The sequence below is a fragment of the Pseudomonas capsici genome, assembly GCF_017165765.1.
In the GTDB taxonomy this organism is placed as follows: Bacteria; Pseudomonadota; Gammaproteobacteria; order Pseudomonadales; family Pseudomonadaceae; genus Aquipseudomonas; species Aquipseudomonas capsici.
In genome coordinates, this window is record NZ_JAFGZD010000003.1 from 210,106 (window position 1) to 236,739 (window position 26,634).

Sequence of the window (26,634 nt, forward strand, 5' to 3'; positions counted from 1 at the left end):
GACAGAAGAAACCCGCCTCCAGGGCGGGTTTTTTGCAAACGTCGGCTAACCCGCCATGACTGGAATGACGGTAATAATAATCTGGCCGAAGATTTGCTTGTTTGAGTTCATGAGCTGGAGGTTATGGCGGGAGGTGCTGCCAAGTCAAGGGTGAATTGAACGCGTTAAATCCACCGGCTGAATGCTCGTGTTTTTATAAGACGTAACATTTTTATTCATATTGGCACTTTATTGTGGGGGCTGTGGTCAGTTACATCAGTATTTCCAATCAGGCAATCAATCACTCAAAAAGGACTGAAAAGATGGACGAGTATCAAGAAGAACTGCTGGAATCCCGCGCCTTTGAACTGGATCCGCTGGAGCCCGCCGACGACGCTACCGAGCTGTGAAGGGCGTCAGGCGCTTTGACGCTGGCTGCGGCGAAACTCTCCCGGAGTCTGGCTGTTCCAGCGTTTGAAGGCGCGTTGAAAGGCTTCGGCCGAGGCAAAACCCAATAGATACGCGATCTCGCCGAACGCCAGTTCAGTGTCGCGGATGTAAGTCATCGCCAGATCACGGCGTGTGTCATTGAGGATGGTACGAAAACGGGTGCCTTCATCGGCCAGTTTTCGGCGCAACGTCCAGGTCGGCAGTTTGAGCCGTGCTGCGATTTCCTCCAGATCCGGTTCCCTTCCGCCGTTCAACAACGGTCCCAGCAACTGAATGATGCGTTCTCGCAGGCTGCGGGTGCGGGTCAGTTGTTCCAGCTCCTTTTCACACAATTGCAGCAGATGCTGCCATGTGCTCGGGCAATGGTCGGGATTGCGCAGGGCCAGGCTGGCCTGATCCAGACGCAATTGGTTGGTCGCCGCACCAAAGATCACCGGGTTGTCGCTCATGAAGCTGTAGTCGGCTGCATAATCGGGCGCTTCGAATTCGATCTCGACCCGTTGAGCGCGCAAGGGGCTGGCGGCCAGTGCCGAGAGGTGGCTGATCCAGGCGCAAAGGATCGAGTCCACCACGAAGCGGTTATAGGCGTTATAAGGGCTGATGGAGTAGAAGCGCAGCCAGGCACCTTCTGCATCTTCATGAAAACTGGACTGACCGCGATAGTTGGAGCCATACAGCGCTTCGAAACGGCTCAGTACCCTTGCCGCTTCCCGCACATTCGGTGCCTGAGCTGCCGTGACGCCCGCCAGTCCGAGCTGGCTGAGGCGACTCAGTTGCCCCATGCGCAGGCCCAGGCCCGGTTGACCGGTAAGCTGGATGGCCGCATGTCCCAGGCGCATATAGCGCGGGATCGACAGGCGTGCGCCTGCTTCGCTCAGGCGCGCGGTATCCAGGCCGTACTGTTCCAGAAGCGGGGCAGGGTCCTGGCCGAAACTGCGTACGGCATCTCCCAGACTCTGGATAAAGCCTACTGACAGGTCCCCGAGGCGCAGCGTCAGGTCAGGCATGTTCAGAGCCAGATATTGATCAGGCGGGCACCACTGGTGGTGCTGTTTTCCGCCTGTTGCTCATTGATGATCTGCCCGTTGTAACTGACAAAGCTTTGCCCGGAACTGCCCTGATTCCAGAACTGGCCATGCAGGAACACGCTGATTCCGGCCCGGGCGTTACTGTCGGGTTTGCGACCGGTCAAGGTCAGTTGGTGCCAGGCTTCGCTTTCGCTGATTGTGCCGGGCCGCAGGTCGGTGGCAGGATTTTCACTCCTGTCCCGCAAGCCGCGCCATGGGCTGACCCAACTGCTTTTGCCGGGTACGAAGGCGGGCACTGCGATCAGTTCGGCGCCGCTTTCATTCAGGCGTGCGTAATTGGCGGGATACCAGCTGTCACTGCCGATCAGCACGGCCAGACGACCTGCCGGAGTGTCGATGACATTCAGAGGCGCACGGGTGTCCGTTTCAACGTAATCATGCTGATAGTGGCTCGCGAACAACTGACGTTGAGGCTGACCGAGCGGTTGACCGTCGCTGCCGAATACCAGGCTGATGTTGTACAGGTCGCCACTGCCAATGCGCAGTTGGCCCTCTTCGACACGAGGCTGTGGCAACACAATGCTGCCTGCCACCAGGGTGACAGCAAACTCCCTGGCCAGACCGCCGAACAGGGTTTGATAGTTCTGCGCCATGCTGCCGGCCTTCATGCGCAAGCAGGCATCCTCCAGCCGGTTCTCGCCTGTGGCCTGTACGAAAGCCTTGATGAATGACAGCGGGTTGCTCCAGGGCAGCCAGCTCATGGCGTCATCCCGTTCACTGGCCTGGAAGAGTTCGTTCTTCTCCCCGGAAACGAACAGCCAGGTACCCACATGCTCCGGCAGGATCACAATGGTCCGGGCATTGATCAGGCCCAGTTCGCGTGCATGTTGCAGATACGCCGCCAGCTTGCGATGCAGGTGTTCGGGGTTCTGGTAGTCGGTGGGGAACAGCTCGGGCTCGATCCCCAGCAGATTGCCACGCTCGGCCGGCTGGCCTTCGTTGATGGCCAGGCGAATGCGCAGGTCGGACAGGTAATGTCCCTGCGGGCGTTGCTGGGTCCAGAAGCCATAGCTGACAAGTGCGGCCAGGCTCGCCAGGATGAGGCAGATGCCGAAGAATTTACGCATAAAAGGCTATCAAGGTCCGGTCAAGACAGGACACTAGCCTGCCTGCACGTTTGGATCAATAACTTGTCACTTTCGGTCATTGAGCGAGGCGGGGCGGCTCTTTACTGTTGTGTCATGAACGGGCCGCACAATGAGCCTGCAATACAACAAGAAGGCACACAGATGCCTTCGTTTCCCGTGATGAAACCGATGGAGCACCCCATGACCGCCACGAGCTATCCGCACCTGCTGGCCCCGCTGGACCTGGGTTTCACGACCCTGCGCAACAGGACCCTGATGGGGTCCATGCATACCGGTCTTGAAGAGAAGCCCGGAGGTTTCGAGCGTATGGCGGCGTACTTCGCCGAGCGCGCCCGGGGTGGCGTAGGGTTGATGGTCACCGGGGGGATCGCGCCGAACAAGGAAGGCGGTGTCTACAAGGGCGCTGCCAAACTGACCACGCCAGAAGAGGCCGAGCAACATCGCGTCGTCACTCAGGCCGTGCATGAGGCTGGCGGCAAGATCTGCCTGCAGATCCTGCATGCCGGGCGTTACGCCTACAGTCCCGAGCAAGTCGCCCCCAGTGCCATCCAGGCACCGATCAACCCGTTCACGCCGCGAGAACTGGACGAGGAAGGGATCGAAAAGCAGATCCGGGATTTCGTCACCTGCTCGACCCTGGCCCAAAGCGCTGGTTATGACGGCGTCGAAGTCATGGGCTCCGAAGGCTATTTCATCAATCAGTTCCTGGTTGCACAGACCAATCACCGCACCGATCGCTGGGGCGGCAGCTACGAAAACCGCATGCGCCTGCCTGTGGAAATCGTGCGCCGGGTTCGTGAAGCGGTCGGGCCGGAATTCATCATTATCTTCCGTCTGTCGATGCTGGATCTGGTAGAAGGCGGCAGCACCTGGGAAGAAATCGTGATCCTGGCCAAGGCCATCGAGCAGGCCGGTGCGACGATCATCAACACCGGGATCGGCTGGCATGAGGCGCGAATCCCGACCATCGCGACCAAAGTGCCGCGTGCTGCCTTCAGCAAGGTCACGGCCAAGCTGCGTGGCGCAGTGAAGATCCCGCTGATCACCACCAACCGCATCAATACACCCGAAATCGCCGAGCAGATTCTGGCCGAAGGCGATGCCGACATGGTGTCCATGGCACGACCGTTTCTGGCCGATCCGGAATTCGTCAACAAGGCTGCGGCTGGCCGTGCCGACGAGATCAATACCTGCATCGGCTGCAACCAGGCCTGCCTGGACCACACTTTTGGCGGCAAACTCACCAGTTGTCTGGTCAACCCGCGTGCCTGCCATGAAACCGAACTCAATTATCTGCCGGTGCAGCAGGTCAGGAAAATTGCGGTAGTGGGCGCGGGGCCTGCCGGTCTTGCCGCGGCAAGTGTGGCGGCAGAGCGCGGGCATCAGGTGACGCTGTTCGATTCGGCCAGTGAAATCGGCGGCCAGTTCAATATCGCCAAGCGCATACCGGGCAAGGAAGAGTTCTATGAAACCTTGCGCTACTTCAGGCACAAGTTGAAAAACACCGGTGTCGAGTTGCGCCTCGAGACTCGTGTGGCGGTACAGGATCTGCTGGACGGCGGTTTCGACGAAGTGCTGCTGGCCACCGGCATTGTGCCTCGCACACCGGCCATTCCCGGTATCGACCACCCCAAGGTACTGAGCTATCTGGATGTGATCCTGCAACGCAAGCCCGTGGGCCATAGCGTGGCGGTGATCGGTGCAGGCGGGATCGGATTCGATGTCTCGGAGTTTCTGGTCCATCAGGGCGTCTCCACCAGTCAGGACCGTGACGCCTTCTGGAAAGAGTGGGGCATCGACACCAGCCTGCAGGCGCGTGGCGGCGTGGCAGGCATCAAGGCCGAGGTCCATGCCCCGGCGCGTCAGGTCTTCCTGTTGCAGCGCAAGGACACCAAGGTCGGCGATGGCCTGGGCAAGACCACCGGCTGGATACACCGCACCGGCCTGAAAAACAAACAGGTGCAGATGCTCAACAGCGTGCAGTACCTGAAAATCGACGATGCCGGCCTGCATATCCGCATTGGCGAAGGCGAAGAGAAAGTGCTGCCCGTGGACAACGTCGTCATCTGTGCCGGCCAGGACCCGTTGCGCGAGTTGTATGACGGATTGGTCGCGGCGGGGCAGAGCGTCCACCTGATCGGCGGCGCGGATGTCGCTGCCGAGCTGGATGCCAAGCGGGCGATCGATCAGGGATCGCGACTGGCTGCGGCCTTGTAGATACCGTGTTGCCGCGTCGCGGACAAGCGCGCTCCTGCAGAGTGAGCGCGTTTTATTCCTGATATATGCGGCATCGGTAGGAGCGAATTAATTCGCGAAGGGGCGCTGATGTACGTGAGCGTCATGTCGCCTGACAGAGCCTCTTCGCGGGTGCTCCTACAGTCATCGCAGGCTGTTAGACTGCTACCCCATGATCGATGACGCACTTGCCTGGCAACCCACCGCTCCCCTTGAACTTCTGAACCTGCCCTGGTTGCAACAGGCTGGCGTCGAAGTCGCGGTTTTGCGGCTGGATCTTGTCGATTCTCTTGTCAGCGGTAACAAGTGGTTCAAGCTTTCCGACCATCTGACCTGTGCGGCCCGGCAGGGCGCTGCCGGGGTGATCAGCCTGGGTGGCGCTCATTCCAATCATCTGCATGCGCTGGCGGCGGCGGGCAAGCGTTTCGGTTTTCCCACGGTGGGCCTGTTGCGCGGCCATGAGCAGCAGACGCCGACGGTGCTTGATCTGCAAGCCTTCGGGATGCAATTGCACTGGCTGGGCTATGCCGGTTATCGCGCCCGGCATGAAGAGGGGTTCTGGTCGCCATGGCAGGCGCAGTATCCCGAGCTGTATCCGATCCCTGAAGGTGGCGGCGGTATGCCCGGCGCGCTGGGCTGTGGCCGATTGCTGGACTTGATAAAGCAGCCGTTGCAGTCCTTGGGCTGGGACGACTATCACGCCTGGTGGCTGGCGGCGGGTACCGGCACCACTCTGGCCGGGCTGGTGTTGGCTGAGGCGGGCGCTCACCCGGTATATGGCGCGCTGGCGGTTCCGGATGATCATGGCGTGGCGCAGAATGTGGCGGCGCTGGTTGGGGATTGCCAGCGCTATCATCTGATCGATGCCAGTCGCGGCGGATTTGCCAGAACCGATGCGCATCTGCTGGCGTTTATCGCCGACAGTGAAGCGCAAAGCGGCATTCCGCTGGAGCCGCTCTACACCGGCAAAGCGCTGTTGGCCCTGCACCATGAAGTGGCAGCCGGGCGCTTCATTCCGGGCACTCGCCTGATTTTTGTTCACACCGGCGGCCTGCAAGGTCGGCGGGCAATGATGTCCTGAGGCCGGGCGTCGTCCCTGACTATGTGGATGACACTTTCAGAGTAAAGCCTTCCATTCACTGTCCTGATAATCGGTCCATTCCCCCATCAATGGCCGAGGTCAGCATGACAACTACCGTTGTAGAGCAGGTCGATCCTGCGACTTTGAGAAAGGTCATAGTGGCGGCCGCGCTGGGTAACTTTGTCGAATGGTTCGACTTTGCGGTCTATGGATTTCTCGCTACCACCATCGCTTTGCAGTTCTTCCCCAGTACCGACACCAGTGCTGCGTTGCTGAAAACCTTCGCGGTTTTTGCCGTCGCCTTCGCCTTCCGGCCTCTGGGCGGGATTTTCTTTGGCATGCTCGGTGACAGGATCGGTCGCAAGCGCACGCTGGCCATCACCATTCTGTTGATGGCGGGAGCCACGACCCTGATTGGTCTGCTGCCCACGTATGCGGTCATTGGTGTGACCGCACCCATTCTGCTGACCATCATTCGCTGCGCCCAGGGTTTTTCGGCGGGCGGTGAGTATGCCGGGGCCTGTGCCTATCTGATGGAACACGCTCCGCAGGATCAGCGTGCCTGGTACGGCAGTTTTCTGCCGGTTTCGACCTTCTCGGCCTTTGCTGCCGCCGCCGTGGTGGCCTATGCGCTGGAGGCGTCTCTGTCAGCGGAAACCATGGGCAGTTGGGGCTGGCGCCTGCCGTTTCTGATTGCGGCACCGCTGGGGCTGGTCGGTCTGTACCTGCGCTGGAGGCTGGACGAAACCCCGGCGTTCCAGGCCGTGGCCCAGGAACATGCGGTGGCTCATTCGCCACTCAGGGAAACCCTGAGCAATCATGGCGCGGCCATTTGCTGCCTGGGGGCGTTCATTTCCCTGACGGCGCTGTCGTTTTATATGTTCACCACGTACTTCGCCACTTATCTGCAAGTGGCCGGTGGCTTGAGTCGGGCCACGGCGTTGCTGGTGTCGTTGATTGCCTTGCTGTTTGCAGCTGCTATCTGTCCGCTGGCCGGTGCCTATTCCGACCGGGTCGGACGTCGCGCAACGGTGTTCACGGCCTGTGTCCTGCTGATGCTGGTGGTGTTTCCGTCTTTCCTGATGGCGAGTTCGGGGTCGTTTGCGGCTTCGATCCTCGGCGTCATGTTGCTGGCTATTGGCGCTGTATTGTGTGGCGTGGTCACGGCTGCGCTGCTTTCGGAAACCTTCCCGACCCGTACCCGTTACACAGCCTCGGCCATCACCTACAACATGGCCTACACCCTGTTCGGTGGTACTGCGCCGCTGGTGGCGACCTGGCTGATCAGCAGCACCGGCAGCAACCTGTCGCCGGCCTTTTATCTGATTGCCGTGGCGGCTCTGGCATTGGCCGGTGGCCTGGCGTTGCCGGAAACCTCGAAGATTTCCCTGCATGACGTGGAAGGGCATCGAGAAACGGGCGATCTGGTTCACGAATGAACTCACTGCTGTCGGGAGTTCATTAAGCTCATCGCAAATACGCAATAAAAAATGGCATGGATGCCCTGAAAAATGGCAAATTGGCGACCCCGCCTGGATATGACACATTTTGTAATATCAGATTGAGGGCATTCCAAAACCACTTTTACGGATGAAATGTATGGCGATCAGCGCTCAGCCCGGCTCTGCCGCAGCTTCGACGACTCCGCAGAGCAGCCCACTGGTGATGCGCATTATCGGCGCGGTTGCCCTGGCGCATTTGATCAACGATTTGATCCAGGCCATCCTGCCGTCGATCTACCCGATGCTCAAGGACAGTTATGGCTTGAGCTTCACCCAGATCGGGCTTATTACCCTGACTTTCCAGATCACCGCCTCGCTGCTGCAACCCTGGGTCGGTTATTACACCGATCGTCATCCCAACCCGCTGGTCCTGCCTGTGGGCTCGATCTGTACCTTGATCGGTATTGTAATGATGTCGATGGTGGGCAGTTTCCCGCTGATCCTGCTGGCATCGGCGCTTATCGGCATCGGTTCCTCGACCTTTCACCCTGAAGCCTCGCGTATTGCACGGCTGGCTTCCGGTGGCCGTTTCGGTCTGGCGCAATCGACCTTCCAGGTCGGCGGCAATACCGGTTCGGCATTCGGCCCGTTGCTGGCGGCTGCCATCATCATTCCGTTCGGTCAGGGCAATGTGGCCTGGATCGGGCTGGTTGCCCTGTTTTCCCTTGGATTGCTGTACGCCATCAGCCGCTGGTATCGGGCGCACCTGAACCTGTTCAAGCTCAAGGCCGGGCAGGCGGCGACACACGGTCTGTCGAGAAAGCGGGTGATTCTGTCCCTGGGCATCCTGGCGTTCCTGGTGTTTTCCAAGTTCTTCTACATGACCAGTCTCACCAGTTACTTCACCTTCTACCTGATCGAGAAGTTCGACCTGTCGGTGGCCAGTTCGCAACTGCATCTGTTCCTGTTCCTGGGCGCAGTGGCGGCGGGTACGTTCTTTGGCGGTCCGATCGGTGACAGGATCGGTCGCAAGAAAGTGATCTGGTTTTCGATTCTGGGCGCGGCACCGTTCACCCTGGCGCTGCCTTATGCCGATCTGTTCTGGACCAGCGTGCTGAGCGTCATCATCGGCTTCATCCTGGCGTCGGCGTTTTCCGCCATCGTGGTGTATGCGCAGGAACTGGTGCCGGGCAATGTGGGCATGATCGCCGGTATCTTCTTCGGCCTGATGTTCGGTTTTGGCGGGATCGGTGCAGCGCTGCTCGGCTATCTGGCCGATAGCCACGGCATTCTGTATGTCTACAATCTGTGCTCGTACCTGCCGTTGCTTGGCATCCTGACCGTCTTCCTGCCCAAGACCAAGTGATCAGGCCGGAGGTGTCGAAACCGCCTCTGAGCTGAGGGTGTTACTGGTATCGGCCAGATTGGGCCACATATCCGATACCAGAAACAGCCGCTCGGCTTCTTCCCATTCGCCCTGCGGGTTCTGATTCAGGCGCACCAGCAATTGCGCGGGGGCCAGCGGGTCGAGGTGGCTCAGCCAGTCCTGCAATTGTTCATGACTCCAGGCCTCTGCGTAATGCGCCGGTGCCAGCCAGGCATGACGTGGCAAGGGCTGCCAGCGACCGGCCGGGCTTTGCGTGATGAATTCCTCCCAGTCCCGCTGATGCAGCCAGCGCCCCTTGAGGTGCTGATCATGGGCTCCAGCGGGGGATCGGGCCTGACCCGGCCAGGGATAGAGCAGATAGCCACCGAGCCACAGTTCGGCGGTAAAGGACTCTATACCCAGTTCAGCCAGCGTTGCGCGGCTTTGCGGACGTGCGGACATTGGCAGTTGATGCTGACTCAGGTGGGTGAGTTTGCGGTCCAGCCGGTCATGGCATCCCGGACCGAGCCATTGTGCCGTATCGCTGCCGTTGCCGTCCTGAGGGCCGAGATAGAGCTTGATGGCCAGTTCCACATGATGCACGCCATCGCGGTCGCGCAGCAGTATGTCCAGTTCGCCAAGGGTGTGGCCTTCCTGGCGTATCGGCAGGTTGGCAGCGATGATCTCGACCCCCGGCGCATGATGTACTGCGAACTGCCAGAGCCGTTCGTAGTAGAGCCCCAGCCTGCGTGTCGCGCTGAGCGACAGCCAGTGTTCCAGCGGGGAACTGTCCCGATCCAGTTGAAACAGAAAGTCCGCCAACTGCTCGGGGTGCTGTACCCAGTCGCTGCCGGTCAATGGATGACGTTGCGGCCAGGGTGTCTGCTCGAGCATTGGCGGGGCGAGGATGACCCAGGCCAGGTCGCGTACCTCGGGATGGCGCAACTGGCGGGGGAGGTCGATCAGGTCGGGAAATAGAGTCATGTACCGAGGATAGCCTGAGTCGGGAGGCAGGGGGAAAGCGGTTGTGGCTTCCGGGCTCCGTCGCCAGCAAGCTGCTTCCCACAAAGTGAACTGCCCAGCGGGGTTTCAAGGCACACAGATTGCCGCTCACCGGCCCTTTCGCCCATAATCCCTTTCTTTGAAGCCGTATCGAACCCGCAGCAGGAGCCCCATGGAGCAATTTCGCAATATCGGCATTATCGGTCGTCTGGGCAGTGTCCAGGTGCTCGATACCGTTCGCCGACTCAAGAGGTTCCTGTTGGACCGGCATCTGCACGTCATTCTGGAGGACACCATCGCTGAAGTGCTGCCCGGCCATGGTCTGCAGACCTCGTCGCGCAAGATGCTCGGGGAAGTCTGCGACATGGTCATTGTGGTCGGCGGCGACGGCAGCCTGCTGGGCGCGGCGCGGGCGCTGGCCAAGCACAATGTTCCGGTTCTGGGCATCAACCGTGGCAGCCTGGGCTTTCTCACCGATATCCGTCCCGACGAACTGGAAGTCAAAGTCGCTGAAGTGCTGGAAGGCCACTATCTGGTGGAAAACCGCTTTCTGCTGCAGGCCGAAGTCCGCCGCCATGGCGAAGCCATCGGTCAGGGCGATGCGCTCAACGATGTAGTGCTGCATCCGGGCAAATCCACGCGGATGATCGAGTTCGAGATCTATATCGATGGCCAGTTCGTCTGCAGCCAGAAGGCCGACGGCCTGATCGTTGCCACGCCCACCGGTTCGACCGCCTACGCGCTGTCGGCAGGCGGACCGATCATGCATCCCAAGCTCGACGCCATCGTTATCGTGCCGATGTATCCGCACACCCTGTCCGGACGCCCGATCGTGGTGGACGGCAACAGCGAGCTGAAAATCGTGGTGTCCAAGGACATGACCATCTATCCCCAGGTGTCCTGTGATGGCCAGAACCATTTCACCTGCGCACCGGGCGATACCATTACCGTCAGCAAGAAATCCCAGAAACTGCGCCTGATTCATCCGCTGGATCACAACTATTACGAAGTCTGCCGCACCAAGCTCGGCTGGGGCAGCAGACTCGGCGCCGGAGGAGACTGATGCTCGATCCTGCGCGTGGCTACGATCTGATCGGTGACGTGCACGGTTGTGCTCATACCCTTGAGCACTTGCTGGAGTTGCTCGGTTACCGTTTGCAGGCGGGCGTCTGGCGTCACCCTGAACGCAGGGTGATTTTCCTGGGGGATATCATCGATCGCGGCCCGCGGATTCGCGAGGCGCTGCATATCGTGCGCGATATGGTCCAGGCGGGGCAGGCCTATTGCATCATGGGCAATCATGAATTCAATGCGCTGGGCTGGGTGACTCCGGCCTTGCCCGAAGGCAGTCAGCGTTTCGTGCGTGAGCATACGCCGCGTCATGCGCGACTGATCGGCGAAACGCTGGCGCAGTTCGAGCACTATCCGGCGGAGTGGAGCGAGTTTGTCCAGTGGTTCTACGAGCTGCCTTTGTACATCGATGCCGGTCGCTTCCGGGTGGTCCATGCCTGCTGGGACCCGAGCCTGATCGAACCGCTGCGCGGTCTGCACGGCAATGGCTGCATCGACAAGCATTTCGTCCAGGCCTCGGCAGTGCCCGGCAGCTTTGCCAGTAACGTCTTCAACCGGCTGCTGCGTGGCACTGACATGCGGCTGCCCCATGGCCTGACCCTGACTGGCGGCGATGGTCTGTCCCGCGCCTTCTTCCGCACCAAGTTCTGGGAAGACGATCCCCAGACCTATGGCGATGTGGTCTTCCAGCCCGACGCCCTGCCTGAAGGCGTGGCCAAGACGCCATTATCCACTTCGGAAAAGAACGCCCTGTTGCGCTATGGCATCGACGAGCCATTGCTGTTCGTTGGCCATTACTGGCGCAGCGGCATACCGGCGCCGATTCGCCCGAACCTGGCCTGTCTGGATTACAGCGCCGTGCTCTACGGCAAACTGGTCGCGTATCGGCTCGATCAGGAGACACAGATCGATCCGGATAAATTCGTCTGGGTCGATGTGCAGCGCCCCGAGGTTTCCCCATGAGTCCCGTTGCCGTTCTGCGATTGCCCCTGAGTACCGACCTGACGGGCTTTATCAGCCTTCTGCAGCGTCTGGGCGTCCCGCATCGGGTCAGCGAGGAAGCAGGTGAGCAGGTGCTCTGGGTGCCCGAGGTCGGTCAGTTGCCCGTAGAAGTGCGCAACCTGTACGCACGCTTTCCCGAGGGCGACGATACCTACGAGTTGCCGCCCGGAACCGGCGTGACCGAAGTGAAACGGCCCGGCTTCGCTCAACAGTTGCGCAACAGCCCGATGACCGCTCTGGTACTGCTGGCAACCCTGATCGTTGCCGGGTTTACCTTGCTGGGGGATGACCTCGAAATCGTACGCTGGCTGACCTTCCTGGACTTTCAGGTCCAGGGCGAATACGCAATGTTCACGCCCCTTGCCGACAGTCTGGCAGCAGGGCAGTGGTGGCGGATCTTCACTCCGATGCTGATTCACTTCGGCATCCTGCATTTATCCATGAACGGGCTGTGGTACTGGGAACTGGGGCGACGCATCGAACTGCGCCAGGGGCGCTGGCATCTGCTGGGCCTGACGCTGCTGTTCGCCGCGTTCTCCAACTCTGTCCAATATGCTTTTGGTGGCCCGAGCCTGTTTGGCGGGTTGTCGGGTGTTCTTTACGGGTTACTGGGGCATTGCTGGATTTTCCAGTGGCTGGCACCCAATCCAATCTATCGCATGCCCCGTGGCGTGCTGATCATGATGCTGGTCTGGCTGTTGCTGTGCCTGTCCGGGCTGGTGAGCCTGCTGGGTTTTGGAGATATCGCCAACGGCGCTCATGTCGGCGGCCTCGTCATTGGTTGTGTTACAGGTCTTGTGGGTGGTGCGATTGCCCGCCGCAGGACTTAGAATTGCCCCCTATTTTCTGGAGTACGGCATGTCCTCTTTTGCTGAAATGATTGAAAACATCACCCCCGATATCTACGAGAGCCTGAAGCTGGCCGTGGAAATCGGCAAGTGGTCCGATGGCCGCAAACTCACTCAGGAGCAGCGCGAGCTGTCCCTGCAGGCGCTGATCGCCTGGGAAGCGCAGAACCTGCCGGAAGACCAGCGCATCGGTTACATGGGCCCGCAGGAATGTGCGTCCAAGTCCGAGCCGGTACCCAATATCCTGTTCAAGTCGGATGCCATCCATTGATCGAGATTGGTCGCGGAGCAGTCAACAAAATGTCGGCGCGTCAGGATGATGCGCCGTTCGTGCAATACGCGTTTCGGCTGGGCGATGAGGAGATTCCCGTCAACCCGCTGATCGGCAAGACGGTGCGCCTGGAATACCTGGGCGCCATCCATTGCAGTCATTGCGGTCGCAAGACCAAATCCAGCTACAGTCAGGGTTATTGCTACCCGTGCATGCTCAAGCTGGCCCAGTGCGACGTGTGCATCATGAGCCCGGAGAAGTGCCATCACGAGCACGGCACCTGCCGGGACCCGTCCTGGGGCGAGCAGTTCTGCATGACCGACCATATCGTCTATCTCGCCAATTCATCGGGCGTGAAGGTCGGTATTACCCGGGCCACCCAGTTGCCGACCCGCTGGCTGGATCAGGGCGCAAGTCAGGCGCTGCCGATCCTGCGTGTGGCGACCCGCCAGCAGTCCGGTTTCGTCGAAGACCTGCTGCGCAGCCAGGTCGCGGACCGTACCAACTGGCGCGCCTTGCTCAAGGGCGATGCCCAGCCGGTTGATCTCAAGGCCATTCGTCAGGAACTGTTCGACAGTTGCGCTGCCGGATTACAGGAGTTGCAAGGCCGCTTCGGCCTGCAGGCCATCCAGTTGCTGCATGACGCCGAACCTGCGGAGTTCCGGTATCCGGTCGAGGCATATCCGACCAAGATCGTCAGCTTCAACCTGGACAAGAATCCGATTGCCGAGGGCACGCTGCTGGGGATCAAGGGCCAATACCTGATTTTCGATACCGGCGTGATCAATATTCGCAAGTACACGGCCTATCAACTGGCCGTGCATCAGTAATAAGGACTCCAGTATGCGTACTGAACAACCGAAAATGATTTACCTGAAAGACTATCAGGCGCCTGAGTACCTCATTGACGAAACACACCTGACCTTCGAGTTGTTCGACGACCATTCTCTGGTGCACGCACAACTGGTCATGCGCCGTAACCCGGAGCGTGGCGCGGGCCTGCCGCCGCTGGTACTGGACGGCCAGCTTCTGGAGCTTGTGTCGCTGCAACTGGACGATGTCGAGCTGAGTCCTGCCGATTACGAGCTGACCCCCGACCATCTGACGCTGCATCCCAAGGGCGAGCGTTTCACGGTCGACAGCACCGTGCGTATCCATCCGGAAACCAATACCGCCCTGGAAGGCCTGTACAAGTCCAGCGGCATGTTCTGTACCCAGTGCGAGGCCGAAGGCTTCCGCAAGATCACCTACTACCTCGACCGCCCGGACGTGATGAGCAAGTTCACCACGACCCTGAGCGCCGACAGACATGATTTCCCGGTGCTGCTGTCCAACGGCAACCCGATTGCCAGCGGCCAGGAAGACGATGGTCGGCACTGGGCGACCTGGGAAGACCCGTTCATGAAACCGGCGTATCTGTTTGCGCTGGTGGCCGGTGATCTGTGGTGTGTCGAAGACACCTTCACCACCATGAGCGAACGTGTCGTGACCCTGCGTATCTATGTCGAGCCGGAAAACATCGACAAGTGCCAGCACGCCATGGACAGCCTGAAGAAGTCCATGCGCTGGGACGAAGAAACCTACGGTCGCGAATACGACCTGGATATCTTCATGATCGTGGCCGTGAACGACTTCAACATGGGCGCGATGGAGAACAAGGGCCTCAATATCTTCAACTCCAGCGCCGTGCTGGCCCGTGCCGAAACCGCCACCGACGCCGCTCACCAGCGGGTCGAGGCGATCGTGGCCCACGAATATTTCCACAACTGGTCGGGCAACCGCGTGACCTGCCGTGACTGGTTCCAGCTGTCGCTCAAGGAGGGTTTCACGGTATTCCGCGATTCCGGTTTCTCGGCGGACATGAACTCGGCCACGGTCAAGCGTATTCAGGATGTCGCTTACCTGCGTACTCACCAGTTCGCCGAAGATGCCGGTCCCATGGCCCACGCCGTGCGCCCGGACAGCTTTATCGAGATTTCCAACTTCTACACCCTGACGGTCTACGAAAAGGGCTCCGAAGTCGTGGGCATGATCCACACCCTGCTGGGCGCCGAAGGCTTCCGCAAGGGCAGTGACCTGTACTTCGAGCGCCACGACGGGCAAGCCGTGACCTGTGACGATTTCGTCAAGGCCATGGAGGATGCCAATGGCGTCGACCTGAGCCAGTTCAAGCGCTGGTACAGCCAGGCCGGCACACCACGCCTGGCGGTCAGCGAGTCCTACGACAGTGCGGCGCGCACCTACAGCCTGACCTTCCGCCAGAGCTGCCCGCAGACGCCGGACAAGCAGGAAAAGCTGCCGTTCGTGATCCCGGTCGCGCTGGGCCTGCTGGACAAACAGGGTGGCGAGATTGCCTTGCGCCTGTCCGGCGAAGCCGCCGCCAGCGGGACTTCCCGCGTGTTGTCGGTGACTGAAGCCGAGCAGACCTTCACCTTTGTCGATATCGCTGAAAAACCGCTGCCGTCCCTGCTGCGCGGCTTCTCGGCCCCGGTCAAGCTCAGCTTCCCCTACGACCGCGACCAGTTGATGTTCCTGATGCAGCACGACAGCGACGGCTTCAATCGCTGGGATGCAGGCCAACAACTGTCGGTGCAGGTGCTGCAGGAATTGATCGTTCAGCATCAGCAAGGTCAGCCACTGGTCATGGATCAGCGTCTGGTCACGGCATTGGGTACCGTTCTGGCGGACGAGCAACTGGATCAGGCCATGGTCGCAGAGATGCTGTCGCTGCCGGGCGAGGCCTATCTCACCGAGATCAGCGAAGTGGCGGATGTCGATGCCATTCATGCGGCCCGCGAGTTTGCGCGTCAGCAGATTGCCGACAAACTGTTCGACGGTCTGTGGACGCGTTATCAGGCCAATCGCGAACTGTCCAAAGCCACGCCTTACATCGCCGAAGCCGAGCACTTCGCCCGTCGCAGCCTGCAGAACATTGCCCTGTCGTACCTGATGCTCAGTGGCAAGCCGCAGGTGCTGGAGGCAGCCATCGAACAGTTCGATGCCGCCGACAACATGACCGAGCGCCTGACCGCGCTGGCGGTGCTGGTCAACTCGCCATTTACCGAAGAGCGCGCCAAGGCGCTGGCGGTGTTTGCCGAAAACTTCAAAGGCAATCCGCTGGTCATGGACCAGTGGTTCAGCGTCCAGGCGGGCAGCACCCAGCCCGGTGGTCTGCAGCGGGTCAAGGAGCTGATGCAGCATCCGGCCTTCAACATCAAGAACCCGAACAAGGTTCGCGCCCTGATCGGTGCCTTTGCCGGCCAGAACCTGATCAACTTCCATGCGGCGGATGGCTCCGGCTATCGCTTCCTGGCGGATCTGGTGATCGAGCTCAACGGCTTCAACCCGCAGATCGCTTCTCGCCAACTTGCACCGCTGACTCGCTGGCGCAAGTATGACAGCGCCCGTCAGGCTTTGATGAAGGCCGAGCTTGAGCGCATTCGCAGCTCGGGCGCGCTGTCTTCCGATGTCTTCGAGGTGGTGAGCAAGAGTCTGGCCGAGTAAGGCCCGATGACACACTGAGTGCGTCAGGCGCACTGTGAAAAAGGTGCTGTTCGCTGCTGCGGGCAGCATCTTTTTTTTGCCTGAAAAAATATCACATGTGATGCATATCTATCCGTGCAGGCATCTGCTACGTTGCGCACCTGATCCTGGTGAAACACAAAGGGAGCGCCAATGCCTCGCAAGACCAAAGGCGACAGTTCTGCAGTCCCGGCCAAGGTGTCAAAGAGTTCCACCGATTACATGCGTGAAATGCGTCAGCGACTCAAGGAAGCGGGTCTGGTCAAGCGTGAGTTCTGGATCCGCCCCGAAAACGTCGAGGCGTTGCGCGGTATCGAAAAAGCGCTAAGGCAGCCCTTTCTGGGCGAGAGAATCAAACTGGAGGATTTCATGACCGAGAACACCAACTGGACCATCAGCTCCCTGCAGAAGTCTCTGGCCGAACTGGATCTGGTCACGCAGGGCGAGATTGAGCTGACCGCCACCGAAGGCGCGGATGTCGGCATCCGGCTGACCATGAAAGGCTACGGCGATCTGCCGATCTACATTGCGGTGGCGGGCGACCAGATCCTGGCCGATGCCACGCTGATCGAAGTGAGCAGCATCAAGGATGTGGCTGCTTTCAACAATGTTGTCCTGCGCAGCCGTGACCTGTTTCCCCTGTCGTCGGTCGGTATCGAAACCCTGGCCGATGATCAGGAAGTCTATTGCCTGTTCGGCGCTCTGAGTGCCGCATCGTCCCTAACGGTGATTGTTCAGGAAATCTTCACCCTCGCGGACAACGTGATCCGTGCGGCCGAAGCTTTCGACGATCATTTCATCCGCTGAACCGTCCTGTCAGGAGCAGAGAATTCATGACCACAAGTATCTGGAAAAAACTGGTGACTGCCGTTCGTGGTGGTGCTTCCGAAGTCGGAGAGTCGATTGTCGATGCCAATGCCATCCGCATTCTGGACCAGGAAATCCGTGACGCCGAGAGCGCGCTGGTCAAGGCCCGCGATGGCCTGATTAGCATCAAGGCCAAGCACAAGCTGTCTGCTCAGCGTCTCGAAGAGCACGGCACCAGCATCGCCAACTGGGAAGGCCGCGCCCTGCAGGCATTGAACAAGGGTGAAGAATCCCTGGCTGTGGAGTGTGCGGCAAAGGTCGCAGAGATCGAAGCCCTGCGCGATCAGGAACAGGAACTGGTCGATCAGTTCAACAAGCAGGTCAACCTGTTGCAGGATCAGGTCATGAAAGCCGAGGTGCGTATCAAAGGCCTCAAGCAGCAGGTGGAAATGGCCAAGGCCCGGGAAACCGTGCAAAAGGCGCGGGTCGCGACGGCTTCGGCTACCGGTGGTGCCAGCGGTGCGGTCGAGAACGCGGTGAACTCGCTGGCGCGCCTGAAACAGCGTCAGGATGAGCAGGACGCCAAGCTGGAAGCGGCTGAGGAGCTGGCCAGCCAGTCGAATGGCAGCGACCTTGAGCGTCGCCTGCAGGACGCCGGCATCGGCGCGAAGACTGGCGGTGCCGAAGATGTGCTGGCACGCCTGAAAGCCCGGCAGACTCCGGCCGAATAAGTTGTACCGAGCGCAGGCGAGAGCGATCCTCGTGCTTTCGCCTGCTTTCAGGTCTGTAAGGAAGTGAACGCTGACTCAAGGATTCGCACGGATGACCCTGTTTCTGTTGTTGCGGCGTCACGTATCGGTATTCTTCGACCGGTTCGGCTGGGCTGGCATCGGTATGCTGCTGGTCGTGCATTACGCGGTTTCATGGCTGCTGCTGACCCTGGCCGAAGAGGAACATCTGCTTCAGGGTGCTGATTTCACCTATTTCTATCTGACCACTGCTACCACGGTCGGCTATGGCGATCTGTCGCCCAAGTCCGGCTGGGGCAAGATTGTCACCACCACCTGGATCATGCTGGGCGGTATTGCCTTGCTGACCACCGTGATCGGCAAGGCATCGACTTCGGTCGGCGATATCTGGAGAAGGAACATGAAGGGACAGGGCGATTGCTCTGCACTCAAGGGGCATACGGTTCTGGTCGGCTGGGATGGCGAGTCCAGCGAACGCATCGTCGAACTGCTCGATCAGGACGCCTCGACCAGCCGTGGCGGGCTGGTGATCTGCGACTCGATCATCGCGGAAAATCCCATGCCGGGCCGGGCATCCTTCATCAAGGGCGATTCGCTGGATTCGCCTGCGCTGTTGATTCGTGCCGGCGTCATCGGTGCCCAGCGGATTCTGGTGCACACCCAGTCCGACAGTCTGACCCTGGCCATTGTGCTGACCCTCAAGAGTCTGGGGCCATCGGGCCATGTCGTGGCGCATTTCAACAATTCCGAACGGGCGGCACTGGCCAGAACCTATGCTCCCGAGTTGGAATGCACGTCGAACATGGCGATTGAAATGCTGGTTCGTTCCTCTCAGGACCCGGGTTCCAGCAGCGTCATCAACGAACTGTTGTGCATCGGCCAGGGCGCCACGCAATTCCGTCATGTGCTGCCTGCCGGTTTCACGTCCTCCTGCGGTGAGTTGTATGTGCGTCTGCGTCAGGAGTTCAATGCCACGCTGATCGGCTATCGCTCGTCTGCCAACGGGCAGTTCGAGATCAATCCTGCCAATGATCTACCGATCCACGGCGGGGAAATTTTCTACATCGCTTCCAGCCGCTTGCAGGGAGATGCGCTATGAGTTGGTTCAAACGTGCCATGGGACTGGAGGCGCCCAAGCCGTCCGGTAACGCCAGCGGCCCGACTCGTCCTTTTGGACTGGCTTCGGGGCGCATGCTGTGTCTGGACTCTTCGCTGAAAATGCTGCTCGACGGTCACTCCGAAGTGGTGTTGCCGGGCGACGAAAAGGTCTGGGCCGTGGGCCGTATCGATCTGGGCCAGTCGATGTTCATCCACCGTTTCTATCTGGATGACGAGGATTACTTCCTGCAGGTGGTCAGCAACGGCCCCAATCCTGAAGATGTTCAGGACATCATTCTGTTCGGCTATTACAGTGCCTCGCCCATTGCCAGCAAGGATGAATTGCTGCGCCTGACCGGTCCGTCCTCGAAGATCGGCCTGCCGACCTATGAGCACGATGGCGAAGTGTTCGAGCGGCAGTGGGGTACTGAGCCGGTACAGACCGAGCTGACCCCCATGGACGAGGATGTGAGCAGTCCTGATGGCAGCTATCGCGTCAAACACCTGAGTATGCTGTATGCCCGCGAAACGGGCCTGATAAACCGTCGGGAATTTCTGCTGTTTTCGGTAGAAGAAGACGAAGAGGGTGCCATCACCCTGACAACGGCGGTTGGCGTAACGCTGCAATCCACTGATATCAACGTTCTATGACAAGGAAATCCTCATGATCGACGCGCTGCGTATGTCGCTCAACGCCACTGCCGTGTTTGGTTTCATCATGTACATTCTGGTTGCGGCGATTCTGTTCGCCCTGTTCCAGTTCATCTACAGCAGGATCACGCCGCACAAGGAATTTGCCCTGATCCGCGAAAACAACAGCGCGGCAGCTCTGGCACTGGGCGGTTCGCTGATCGGCTTTGCGCTGCCGGCCAGCAATATCATCACTTACAGCGTCGGCATTCTGGATGTGATCGTCTGGGTGGTGATCGCCGCCGTGGTACAACTGCTGGCGTTCGGCGTCACCAGTCTGGTGCTCAAGGGCCTCTCGGCGCGCATTGTCCGGGGCGAGACAGCCGCAGCGATCTACTCGGCCAGTGTCGCGATCAGCGTCGGTCTTCTCAACGCGGCCTGCATGACCCCTTCGGTCTGACAGCCGCTACGGTCAAGGAGACTCACGATGAGACGCAGTTCAGCAAAACTTGTACTCGCCAGCACACTGCCTCTGGCGCTTTCCGGTTGTGGTTCGCCGGACGATAAGCCGAATGTCAATGTTCAGGCCAACTTCAAATCGGTCCAGGAGTGTGTCGAATCCAGGATACCGGTGGATGTATGTTCGGATGCCTATATGCAGGCGTTGTCCGATCATCGGCGCATTGCGCCGACCTATGATGACAAGGCTTCCTGCGATGCCGATTTCGTGCCGGATTATTGCCAGGTCACCTCCGATGGCAAGTACATGCCGAAAATGGGTGGTTTCGAACTGGGCTTTTCCGGCCAAGTGCCCAAGGAGGCGCTCGACCGGGCCAATCAGGAAGTCGCCCAGTCCGCTCCGGCAGGCATGAGCGGCACCAGCGGTCTGTTGACCGGATTGCTGATCGGCAATCTGATGAGCAATGGTTTTGCCAACCAGCGCTACTACTCGCAGCCCGTTTATCAGGCCCGCGATGATCGTGGCGGATATTACTTCTCTACCTTGCCTGGGCAGATAGACCGGGGCAAAACCTTCAGCCGCTCGACCCAGGCCAGGTACAGCGCGGACAAGAGCTACAGCAAGAGTACTCTGGGCCGTAGTCTCGGCAGTTCCGGCTCCGGTTCGTCGGTGTCTTCGACGATTTCCCGTGGCGGTTTCGGCAGCCAGGCTTCGGCGCGCAGCGGCTGGGGCGGGAAAAGCAGCAGTGGCAGCAGTTTCGGCGGTTAAGGAACCCGGCCCATGAAAAAGATCAGCATCCAGGAGCGTCCGGACTGGCGCCGCACCGCAGAGCGTGAGGGATTCAATTTCCACACCATCGATGGCGAGCGCTACTGGGACGAGCGCGGGTATTACCTGTTCACCGAACAACAGATCACCCGCGACCTGGAAGCGCCGACCCGGGAGCTGCACCAGATGTGCCTGGATGCAGTGGCACGGATCGTCGACAGCGAAGAACTGCTCGGGCAACTGGCAATTCCCGAGGCGTTCTTCGACCTGATCCGCAGTTCATGGAAGCAGGGGCATCCACATCTCTATGGGCGCTTCGACTTTGCCTACGACGGCAGCGGCCCGGCGAAGATGTACGAAATCAATGCCGATACGCCGACCAGCCTGATGGAGGCCGGTGCCTTCCAGTTGCTCTGGCTCGAAGAACAGATGGCCCGCGGTGTGCTGCCCGCGCATGCTACCCAGTTCAACTCCATCGCCGAGGACCTTGTACGGGCCTTTGCCGAATTTCCACAGGCCGGGCCTTTCCATTTTTCCTGCATGTCCGGTTCGGTCGAGGATCGCGGCACCACGGATTTCCTGCGCCGCATGGCGGCCCATGTCGGCATCGATGCGCGACATATCGATATCGAGGACATCGGGCTCACAGATGACGGTCGTTTCGTGGACATGGAAGGCCAGTGGATCGAGCGGCTGTTCAAGCTGCATGCCTGGGAGCACATCTTTCATGAGCCGTTCGGCCAGCATGTGGCGACCAGCGGCACTCAGTTCGTCGAGCCTGCCTGGAAGTCGATTCTGAGCAACAAGGGCATATTGCCCCTGTTATGGCAGTTCAACGAAGGGCATCCGAACCTGTTGCCTGCCCATATCGACCGCAACCCCGAAAAGCCCGTGCCCAAAGGCTGGGTCCGCAAGCCGTATTTCTCCCGTGAGGGTGCCAATATCGAGATGCGTACGCCGGGCGATGAAGTCATTGCCGTCGACGGGCCTTATACCGATGCGCCCTACATCCTGCAGGCCTATTCGCCACTGCCGAAATTCGATGACAGCTACACCCTGATCGGCTCCTGGGTGATCGGTGATCTGGCCTCGGGGATCGGCATTCGCGAAGACGAAAGCCTGATTACCAAGGACACCAGCCGGTTTTTGCCGCATGCCGTGATTGATTGAACAGGGCTTTTCGCGAATGAGTCAGCTCCCGTCTCATTCGCGAAAGTTATGTGCTTAACAAAAGATAACGACATGTCGATTGTCAGGGGTTTGAAAAGCCAACTAGGATGTGACTGCTTCCAAAAGGGTAAGGCTAGAGCGTTCCGGCCTACAGAAAACACCTGATAACAATAACGGGAGAAGTCCATGAGTGAGCCCTTCATCCGGCGCACCCGATCATCTGCGGGCATGTCCCTGGCGCTTTGCATTGCGCTTCTGGCATCGGCGACTGTTTCACAGGCCGCTTCCGATCCTGCAAAGCCCTCCGCAGACGCTACTTATTCCATCGAATCCGCCAAGGCCGCACGTGGCCTGTTGCTGGACGTGGCCCACGCCGGGGCGCGACTGGTGGTGGTGGGCGATCATGGTCATATTCTCTATTCCGACGATCAGGGCAAGAGCTGGATTCAGGCCAGAGTGCCGACCCGTCAGTTGCTGACGGCGGTTTATTTTGTCGATGAGCAGCACGGCTGGGCGGTCGGTCATGATGCCCAGGTGCTTGCCACCGCCGATGGCGGCAAGACCTGGAACAAGCAGTTTGAGGACCTCAAGCGCGAGGCGCCCTTGCTGGATGTCTGGTTCAAGGACCTGGATAACGGCTTTGCCGTGGGCGCCTATGGCGCCTTGTTGAGCACCACCGACGGCGGCAAGCATTGGCAAGATGTCAGCGACCGGCTCGATAACGAGGACCAGTTTCACCTCAACAGCATCGCTCAGGTCAAGGATGCCGGCCTGTTCATCGTCGGCGAAGCGGGCAGCATGTTCCGTTCCAGCGATGACGGCCAGAGCTGGGAAAAGCTCGAAGGTCCTTATCAGGGCTCACTGTTCGGTGTGACCGGCACTGCCCAGCCTTCGACGCTATTGGCCTATGGTCTGCGGGGCAATCTGTTTCGCTCCACCGATTTTGGCGATACCTGGGAAACCATCTCCCTGAATGCCGCCCGTGGGCCGCTGGAGTTCGGCCTGGCCAACGCCACCTTGCTGGCCGATGGCTCGCTGATTCTGGTGGGCAATGGCGGCAGCGTCATGCGCAGCACCGATGATGGTCAGACCTTCGAGATATTCAACCGCCCCGACCGTATTTCACTGGCGGGCGTGACCACCAATGAGCAGGGCAATCTGATTCTGGTAGGGCAGGGAGGCGTGCGCGTCGCCTCGCCTGCGGGTGCCGAGACGACCCAACAATAAGAACCTTCAGGGCGGGGACATTCAGGCATGACCAACCTTCATCACGAACAGCAGCACAAAGGCGACAAGGCAACTTTCCTTGAACGCCTGATCTTCAACAATCGTCCGACGGTGATCCTGCTGTGTCTGCTGACCAGCATCTTTCTGTTCTGGCAGGCCCTGCAGGTCCGCCCGTCCACCAGTTTCGAGAAAATGATTCCGCTGGATCATCCTTTCATCCAGAACATGATGGCGCACCGCAATGACCTGGCGAACCTGGGCAATACCGTGCGTATTTCCGTCGAGGCACTGGACGGCGACATCTTCTCAAAGGAGTACATGGAAACCCTGCGCGAGATCAACGATGAGGTGTTCTACATCTCCGGCGTTGACCGCTCGGGCCTCAAGTCGCTGTGGAGCCCCAGTGTTCGCTGGACCGAAGTGACCGAAGAAGGCTTTGCCGGTGGCGAAGTCATCCCGCAGAGCTATGACGGCTCGGACAAGAGCCTCGATCAATTGCGCAACAACGTGCTCAAGTCCGGGCAGGTGGGGCGGCTGGTCGCCAACGACTTCAAGTCCAGCATCATCGATGTGCCGCTGATGGAGTCCTACCCGGACCCGGCGGATCAAGGCAAGTTGCTTGCACTGGATTACCAGCAGTTCTCCCATCAGCTCGAAGAAAAGATCCGCGACAAATATCAGGCCCAGAACCCGAACATCAAGATTCATATCGTCGGCTTTGCCAAGAAGGTCGGTGACCTGATCGACGGTCTGTTCATGGTGGTGATGTTCTTCGGTGTCGCCTTTGTCATCACTCTGGTCTTGCTGATCTGGTTCACGCGCTGCATCCGCAGCACCATCGCGGTCTTGAGTACCACGCTGATTGCCGTGATCTGGCAGCTCGGGTTGATGCATGTGGTGGGTTTCGGTATCGATCCGTATTCGATGCTGGTGCCGTTCCTGATTTTTGCCATCGGTATCTCCCATGGCGTGCAGAAGATCAACGGTATCGCGCTGCAATCCAGCGATGCGGACAATGCCCTGACCGCTGCGCGCCGGACTTTCCGTCAGTTGTTCCTGCCGGGGATGATTGCGATTCTGGCCGATGCGGTGGGTTTCATTACCCTGCTGATCATCGATATCGGTGTGATCCGCGAACTGGCCATCGGCGCTTCCATCGGGGTGGCGGTGATCGTGTTCACCAACCTGATTCTGTTGCCTGTGGCGATTTCCTATGTCGGTATCAGCAAGCGTGCAGTGGTGCGCAGCAAGCAGGATGCGGTGTCCGAGCATCCGTTCTGGCGCCTGCTGTCGAACTTCGCCAGCCCGAAAGTCGCCCCGGCTTCCATCGTCCTGGCACTGCTGGCCTTCGGCGGCGGCCTCTGGTACAGCCAGAACCTGAAGATCGGCGATCTCGATCAGGGCGCTCCCGAACTGCGTCCCGACTCGCGCTACAACCAGGACAACAATTTCATCATCAATCACTACTCCACCAGTTCGGACGTGCTGGTGGTGATGGTCAAGACCCCGCGTGAAGGCTGCTCGGCTTACCCGACCATGTCGGCCATCAATGAGCTGGCCTGGAAGATGGAAAACACGCCGGGCGTGCAGTCGGCCATTTCTCTGGTGACTGTCTCCAAGCAGGTCATCAAGGGCATGAACGAGGGCAACCTGAAGTGGGAGTCGTTGTCGCGTAACAAGGACGTGCTCAACAGCTCCATCGCCCGCGCTGACGGCCTGTACAACAACGATTGCTCGCTGGCACCGCTGCTGGTGTTCCTCAACGATCACAAGGCCGAAACTCTGGACCGCGCTGTGCATGCCGTGCAGGACTTTGCCAGGGAGAACAACACACCGGAGCTGCAATTCCTGCTGGCAGCCGGTAATGCCGGGATCGAGGCCGCGACCAACGAGGTAATCAAGCAGTCCGAACTGATTATCCTGATTCTGGTTTATATCTGTGTCGCGGCCATGTGTATGATCACCTTCCGTTCCTGGGCGGCGACGCTGTGTATCGTCCTGCCGCTGGTGCTGACTTCGGTACTGGGCAACGCGCTGATGGCGTTCATGGGGATCGGCGTGAAGGTCGCGACCTTGCCGGTGGTGGCGCTGGGGGTGGGGATCGGGGTCGATTACGGCATTTACATCTACAGCCGCCTGGAAAGTTTCCTGCGTGCCGGGCTGCCGTTGCAGGAAGCCTATTACGAAACCCTCAAGTCCACAGGCAAGGCGGTGCTGTTCACAGGTCTGTGTCTGGCCATCGGCGTGTGCACCTGGATCTTCTCGGCAATCAAGTTCCAGGCGGACATGGGCCTGATGCTGACCTTCATGCTGCTGTGGAACATGTTTGGTGCGCTGTGGCTGCTGCCGGCGCTGGCGCGGTTCCTGATCAAGCCGGAGAAGATGGCCGGGAAGGTGGGGAATTCTCTGTTTTCCCATTGATTGAATGTCGCGGCCAAGATCCCCTGTGGGAGGGGCCTTGGCCGCGACAGGGCATTTGAAGACTGTGGACTGAACTTACTCGCGAACCCCCAGCACCACACTCAACGCATTCCTCGCATCATCCAGTTGCACCAGCGTTGCATGCCGTGCACCCAGGGCGTCGCGGTTCTGGATGGCGGTGAGAATCGCCTTGTGCCGCGGCAGGGCCAGTTCATGCAGGTTGGGGCGTTTGTTGGAGTGTTTGAGGGCTTCGCGCAACGCCAGTGACAGCATGTTGCACAAATGGGCCAGCAGGTCGTTGTGGGTCGCGTCGGCGATGCGGCTGTGGAAATCCAGGTCCGGCTGCAGCAAGGCTTCGGGCGTCGGCGCATCTTCCATGCGCTGGTAGGCTTCGCCAATGGAGGCGATTTCTTCATCGGTGGCATGCTGTGCCGCCAGTGCCGCCACCGCCGGTTCGATCACGGCCCGTACGCTGGTCAGCAGATTGAAGAACTCGTTCTGCGGCGAGCTTTGCATCACCCAATGCAACACATCCGGGTCGAGCAGATGCCATTCCCGTCGCGCCTTGACCACCGTCCCGACCCGCGGGCGCGAATACACCAGCCCCTTGGCGACCAGGACCCGAGTGGCTTCGCGCAATACCGGACGGCTGACGGCGTACTCTTCGCAGAGCAGGGCTTCGGCAGGCAGCTTGTCATCGGGCTTGAAGTGGCCGGAAACAATCTGCATACCCAGTTCCTGGACAATGCGCGAATGCATGCTTTTACGGTCGGAGGGCTTTCGGTAATCCATGGGCACGCAAGTCGATCCTGGCAGTGATGCCGCGCATCATAACATTGCACAACGCAGAGGGCGGGAA

The 26,634-nt window shown here is 59.6% G+C and carries 24 protein-coding genes; 20 read left to right on the forward strand and 4 right to left on the reverse strand.

All coding sequences use genetic code 11. The features are described from left to right. Nucleotides 1-242: 242 nt before the first annotated feature. Nucleotides 243-389 carry a hypothetical protein gene (locus tag JSY17_RS05585; RefSeq protein WP_162880380.1) on the forward strand — a complete coding sequence of 49 codons (147 nt, stop codon included), beginning with the start codon at nt 243-245 and terminating at the stop codon, nt 387-389. A 6-nt stretch (nt 390-395) separates the two neighbouring features. On the opposite strand, the gene JSY17_RS05590 is transcribed toward JSY17_RS05585, so the two are convergent. Then, nucleotides 396-1,436, reverse strand: coding sequence for an AraC family transcriptional regulator (locus JSY17_RS05590; RefSeq protein WP_117184141.1), 1,041 nt, complete (start codon nt 1,434-1,436; stop codon nt 396-398). A 2-nt stretch (nt 1,437-1,438) separates the two neighbouring features. Then, nucleotides 1,439-2,584 (reverse strand): nitrilase-related carbon-nitrogen hydrolase, encoded by a 1,146-nt coding sequence (locus tag JSY17_RS05595; protein WP_206401979.1) that lies wholly within the window; start codon nt 2,582-2,584, stop codon nt 1,439-1,441. A gap of 201 nt (nt 2,585-2,785) precedes the next feature. On the opposite strand from JSY17_RS05595, the gene JSY17_RS05600 reads away from it, so the two are divergent. The 4 genes from JSY17_RS05600 to JSY17_RS05615 all read left to right on the forward strand — a co-directional run bounded on the left by JSY17_RS05600 (nt 2,786) and on the right by JSY17_RS05615 (nt 8,729). Next, nucleotides 2,786-4,822 (forward strand): NADPH-dependent 2,4-dienoyl-CoA reductase, encoded by a 2,037-nt coding sequence (locus JSY17_RS05600; RefSeq protein WP_206401980.1) that lies wholly within the window; start codon nt 2,786-2,788, stop codon nt 4,820-4,822. A gap of 190 nt (nt 4,823-5,012) precedes the next feature. Continuing rightward, nucleotides 5,013-5,921, forward strand: coding sequence for a 1-aminocyclopropane-1-carboxylate deaminase/D-cysteine desulfhydrase (locus tag JSY17_RS05605; protein WP_206401982.1), 909 nt, complete (start codon nt 5,013-5,015; stop codon nt 5,919-5,921). 104 nt (nt 5,922-6,025) lie between these two features. After that, nucleotides 6,026-7,360 carry an MFS transporter gene (locus tag JSY17_RS05610; RefSeq protein ID WP_122370459.1) on the forward strand — a complete coding sequence of 445 codons (1,335 nt, stop codon included), beginning with the start codon at nt 6,026-6,028 and terminating at the stop codon, nt 7,358-7,360. A 160-nt stretch (nt 7,361-7,520) separates the two neighbouring features. Next, on the forward strand, nt 7,521-8,729 hold the full coding sequence (locus JSY17_RS05615) for an MFS transporter (RefSeq protein ID WP_206401984.1): 1,209 nt from the start codon (nt 7,521-7,523) through the stop codon (nt 8,727-8,729). On the opposite strand, the gene JSY17_RS05620 is transcribed toward JSY17_RS05615, so the two are convergent. Then, nucleotides 8,730-9,713, reverse strand: a complete 984-nt coding sequence (locus JSY17_RS05620) for a DUF1853 family protein (RefSeq protein ID WP_206401985.1) — start codon at nt 9,711-9,713, stop codon at nt 8,730-8,732. It lies immediately after the preceding gene. 190 nt (nt 9,714-9,903) lie between these two features. Here JSY17_RS05620 and JSY17_RS05625 point away from each other — a divergent pair, with 190 nt between their 5' ends. The 15 genes from JSY17_RS05625 (at nt 9,904) to JSY17_RS05695 (ending at nt 25,775) form a co-directional block, all read left to right on the forward strand. Then, the gene (locus JSY17_RS05625) at nt 9,904-10,794 is read left to right on the forward strand and encodes an NAD(+) kinase (RefSeq protein ID WP_025260972.1); all 891 of its coding nucleotides are present in this window, start codon (nt 9,904-9,906) and stop codon (nt 10,792-10,794) included. After that, nucleotides 10,794-11,765, forward strand: coding sequence for a metallophosphoesterase (locus JSY17_RS05630; RefSeq protein ID WP_206401986.1), 972 nt, complete (start codon nt 10,794-10,796; stop codon nt 11,763-11,765). The genes JSY17_RS05625 and JSY17_RS05630 overlap by 1 nt, the downstream gene beginning before the upstream one ends. Next, nucleotides 11,762-12,634 (forward strand): rhomboid family intramembrane serine protease, encoded by an 873-nt coding sequence (locus JSY17_RS05635; protein ID WP_201012236.1) that lies wholly within the window; start codon nt 11,762-11,764, stop codon nt 12,632-12,634. The genes JSY17_RS05630 and JSY17_RS05635 overlap by 4 nt, the downstream gene beginning before the upstream one ends. 28 nt (nt 12,635-12,662) lie before the next feature. After that, nucleotides 12,663-12,923, forward strand: coding sequence for a YeaC family protein (locus tag JSY17_RS05640; RefSeq protein ID WP_117166789.1), 261 nt, complete (start codon nt 12,663-12,665; stop codon nt 12,921-12,923). Then, nucleotides 12,920-13,753 (forward strand): DUF2797 domain-containing protein, encoded by an 834-nt coding sequence (locus tag JSY17_RS05645; protein ID WP_201014082.1) that lies wholly within the window; start codon nt 12,920-12,922, stop codon nt 13,751-13,753. The genes JSY17_RS05640 and JSY17_RS05645 overlap by 4 nt, the downstream gene beginning before the upstream one ends. 13 nt (nt 13,754-13,766) lie before the next feature. Next, nucleotides 13,767-16,427: an aminopeptidase N gene (gene pepN / locus JSY17_RS05650; protein ID WP_206401987.1), complete on the forward strand. Its 2,661-nt coding sequence runs from the start codon at nt 13,767-13,769 to the stop codon at nt 16,425-16,427. 171 nt (nt 16,428-16,598) lie between these two features. After that, the gene (locus tag JSY17_RS05655) at nt 16,599-17,252 is read left to right on the forward strand and encodes a YjfI family protein (RefSeq protein WP_117186014.1); all 654 of its coding nucleotides are present in this window, start codon (nt 16,599-16,601) and stop codon (nt 17,250-17,252) included. Between the two features lie 26 nt (nt 17,253-17,278). Beyond that, nucleotides 17,279-17,983 (forward strand): PspA/IM30 family protein, encoded by a 705-nt coding sequence (locus JSY17_RS05660; protein WP_206401988.1) that lies wholly within the window; start codon nt 17,279-17,281, stop codon nt 17,981-17,983. A gap of 91 nt (nt 17,984-18,074) precedes the next feature. Further along, complete coding sequence (locus JSY17_RS05665) at nt 18,075-19,100, forward strand: ion channel (RefSeq protein ID WP_117184126.1); 1,026 nt, start codon at nt 18,075-18,077, stop codon at nt 19,098-19,100. Further along, on the forward strand, nt 19,097-19,750 hold the full coding sequence (locus tag JSY17_RS05670) for a YjfK family protein (protein WP_117184125.1): 654 nt from the start codon (nt 19,097-19,099) through the stop codon (nt 19,748-19,750). Before JSY17_RS05665 ends, JSY17_RS05670 begins: the two co-directional genes overlap by 4 nt. A 13-nt stretch (nt 19,751-19,763) precedes the next feature. Next, entirely contained in the window at nt 19,764-20,189 is a 426-nt protein-coding gene (locus tag JSY17_RS05675) for a DUF350 domain-containing protein (RefSeq protein WP_117184124.1), read from the forward strand. Between the two features lie 27 nt (nt 20,190-20,216). Next, nucleotides 20,217-20,957 carry a DUF1190 domain-containing protein gene (locus tag JSY17_RS05680; protein ID WP_117184123.1) on the forward strand — a complete coding sequence of 247 codons (741 nt, stop codon included), beginning with the start codon at nt 20,217-20,219 and terminating at the stop codon, nt 20,955-20,957. A gap of 12 nt (nt 20,958-20,969) precedes the next feature. Then, the gene (locus JSY17_RS05685) at nt 20,970-22,127 is read left to right on the forward strand and encodes a glutathionylspermidine synthase family protein (RefSeq protein WP_117184122.1); all 1,158 of its coding nucleotides are present in this window, start codon (nt 20,970-20,972) and stop codon (nt 22,125-22,127) included. A 186-nt stretch (nt 22,128-22,313) separates the two neighbouring features. Continuing rightward, on the forward strand, nt 22,314-23,354 hold the full coding sequence (locus JSY17_RS05690) for a WD40/YVTN/BNR-like repeat-containing protein (RefSeq protein ID WP_232849289.1): 1,041 nt from the start codon (nt 22,314-22,316) through the stop codon (nt 23,352-23,354). A gap of 27 nt (nt 23,355-23,381) precedes the next feature. After that, a complete protein-coding gene (locus tag JSY17_RS05695; RefSeq protein ID WP_206401989.1) occupies nt 23,382-25,775 on the forward strand; it encodes an efflux RND transporter permease subunit in 2,394 nt (797 codons plus the stop codon). Nucleotides 25,776-25,850: 75 nt separating this feature from the next. Here JSY17_RS05695 and JSY17_RS05700 read toward each other — a convergent pair whose 3' ends face one another. Continuing rightward, on the reverse strand, nt 25,851-26,567 hold the full coding sequence (locus JSY17_RS05700) for a FadR/GntR family transcriptional regulator (RefSeq protein ID WP_117166779.1): 717 nt from the start codon (nt 26,565-26,567) through the stop codon (nt 25,851-25,853). Between the last annotated feature and the right edge of the window lie 67 nt (nt 26,568-26,634).

Coding starts and splice junctions, on each gene's coding strand:
- pepN (WP_206401987.1), top strand. CDS start 13,767: ATGCGTACTGAACAACCGAAAATGATTTACCTGAAAGACTATCAGGCG.
- JSY17_RS05700 (WP_117166779.1), bottom strand. CDS start 26,567: ATGGATTACCGAAAGCCCTCCGACCGTAAAAGCATGCATTCGCGCATT.
- JSY17_RS05610 (WP_122370459.1), top strand. CDS start 6,026: ATGACAACTACCGTTGTAGAGCAGGTCGATCCTGCGACTTTGAGAAAG.
- JSY17_RS05620 (WP_206401985.1), bottom strand. CDS start 9,713: ATGACTCTATTTCCCGACCTGATCGACCTCCCCCGCCAGTTGCGCCAT.
- JSY17_RS05685 (WP_117184122.1), top strand. CDS start 20,970: ATGAAAAAGATCAGCATCCAGGAGCGTCCGGACTGGCGCCGCACCGCA.
- JSY17_RS05595 (WP_206401979.1), bottom strand. CDS start 2,584: ATGCGTAAATTCTTCGGCATCTGCCTCATCCTGGCGAGCCTGGCCGCA.
- JSY17_RS05640 (WP_117166789.1), top strand. CDS start 12,663: ATGTCCTCTTTTGCTGAAATGATTGAAAACATCACCCCCGATATCTAC.
- JSY17_RS05630 (WP_206401986.1), top strand. CDS start 10,794: ATGCTCGATCCTGCGCGTGGCTACGATCTGATCGGTGACGTGCACGGT.
- JSY17_RS05660 (WP_206401988.1), top strand. CDS start 17,279: ATGACCACAAGTATCTGGAAAAAACTGGTGACTGCCGTTCGTGGTGGT.
- JSY17_RS05635 (WP_201012236.1), top strand. CDS start 11,762: ATGAGTCCCGTTGCCGTTCTGCGATTGCCCCTGAGTACCGACCTGACG.
- JSY17_RS05675 (WP_117184124.1), top strand. CDS start 19,764: ATGATCGACGCGCTGCGTATGTCGCTCAACGCCACTGCCGTGTTTGGT.
- JSY17_RS05625 (WP_025260972.1), top strand. CDS start 9,904: ATGGAGCAATTTCGCAATATCGGCATTATCGGTCGTCTGGGCAGTGTC.
- JSY17_RS05680 (WP_117184123.1), top strand. CDS start 20,217: ATGAGACGCAGTTCAGCAAAACTTGTACTCGCCAGCACACTGCCTCTG.
- JSY17_RS05605 (WP_206401982.1), top strand. CDS start 5,013: ATGATCGATGACGCACTTGCCTGGCAACCCACCGCTCCCCTTGAACTT.
- JSY17_RS05600 (WP_206401980.1), top strand. CDS start 2,786: ATGACCGCCACGAGCTATCCGCACCTGCTGGCCCCGCTGGACCTGGGT.
- JSY17_RS05590 (WP_117184141.1), bottom strand. CDS start 1,436: ATGCCTGACCTGACGCTGCGCCTCGGGGACCTGTCAGTAGGCTTTATC.
- JSY17_RS05615 (WP_206401984.1), top strand. CDS start 7,521: ATGGCGATCAGCGCTCAGCCCGGCTCTGCCGCAGCTTCGACGACTCCG.
- JSY17_RS05695 (WP_206401989.1), top strand. CDS start 23,382: ATGACCAACCTTCATCACGAACAGCAGCACAAAGGCGACAAGGCAACT.
- JSY17_RS05665 (WP_117184126.1), top strand. CDS start 18,075: ATGACCCTGTTTCTGTTGTTGCGGCGTCACGTATCGGTATTCTTCGAC.
- JSY17_RS05655 (WP_117186014.1), top strand. CDS start 16,599: ATGCCTCGCAAGACCAAAGGCGACAGTTCTGCAGTCCCGGCCAAGGTG.
- JSY17_RS05670 (WP_117184125.1), top strand. CDS start 19,097: ATGAGTTGGTTCAAACGTGCCATGGGACTGGAGGCGCCCAAGCCGTCC.
- JSY17_RS05690 (WP_232849289.1), top strand. CDS start 22,314: ATGAGTGAGCCCTTCATCCGGCGCACCCGATCATCTGCGGGCATGTCC.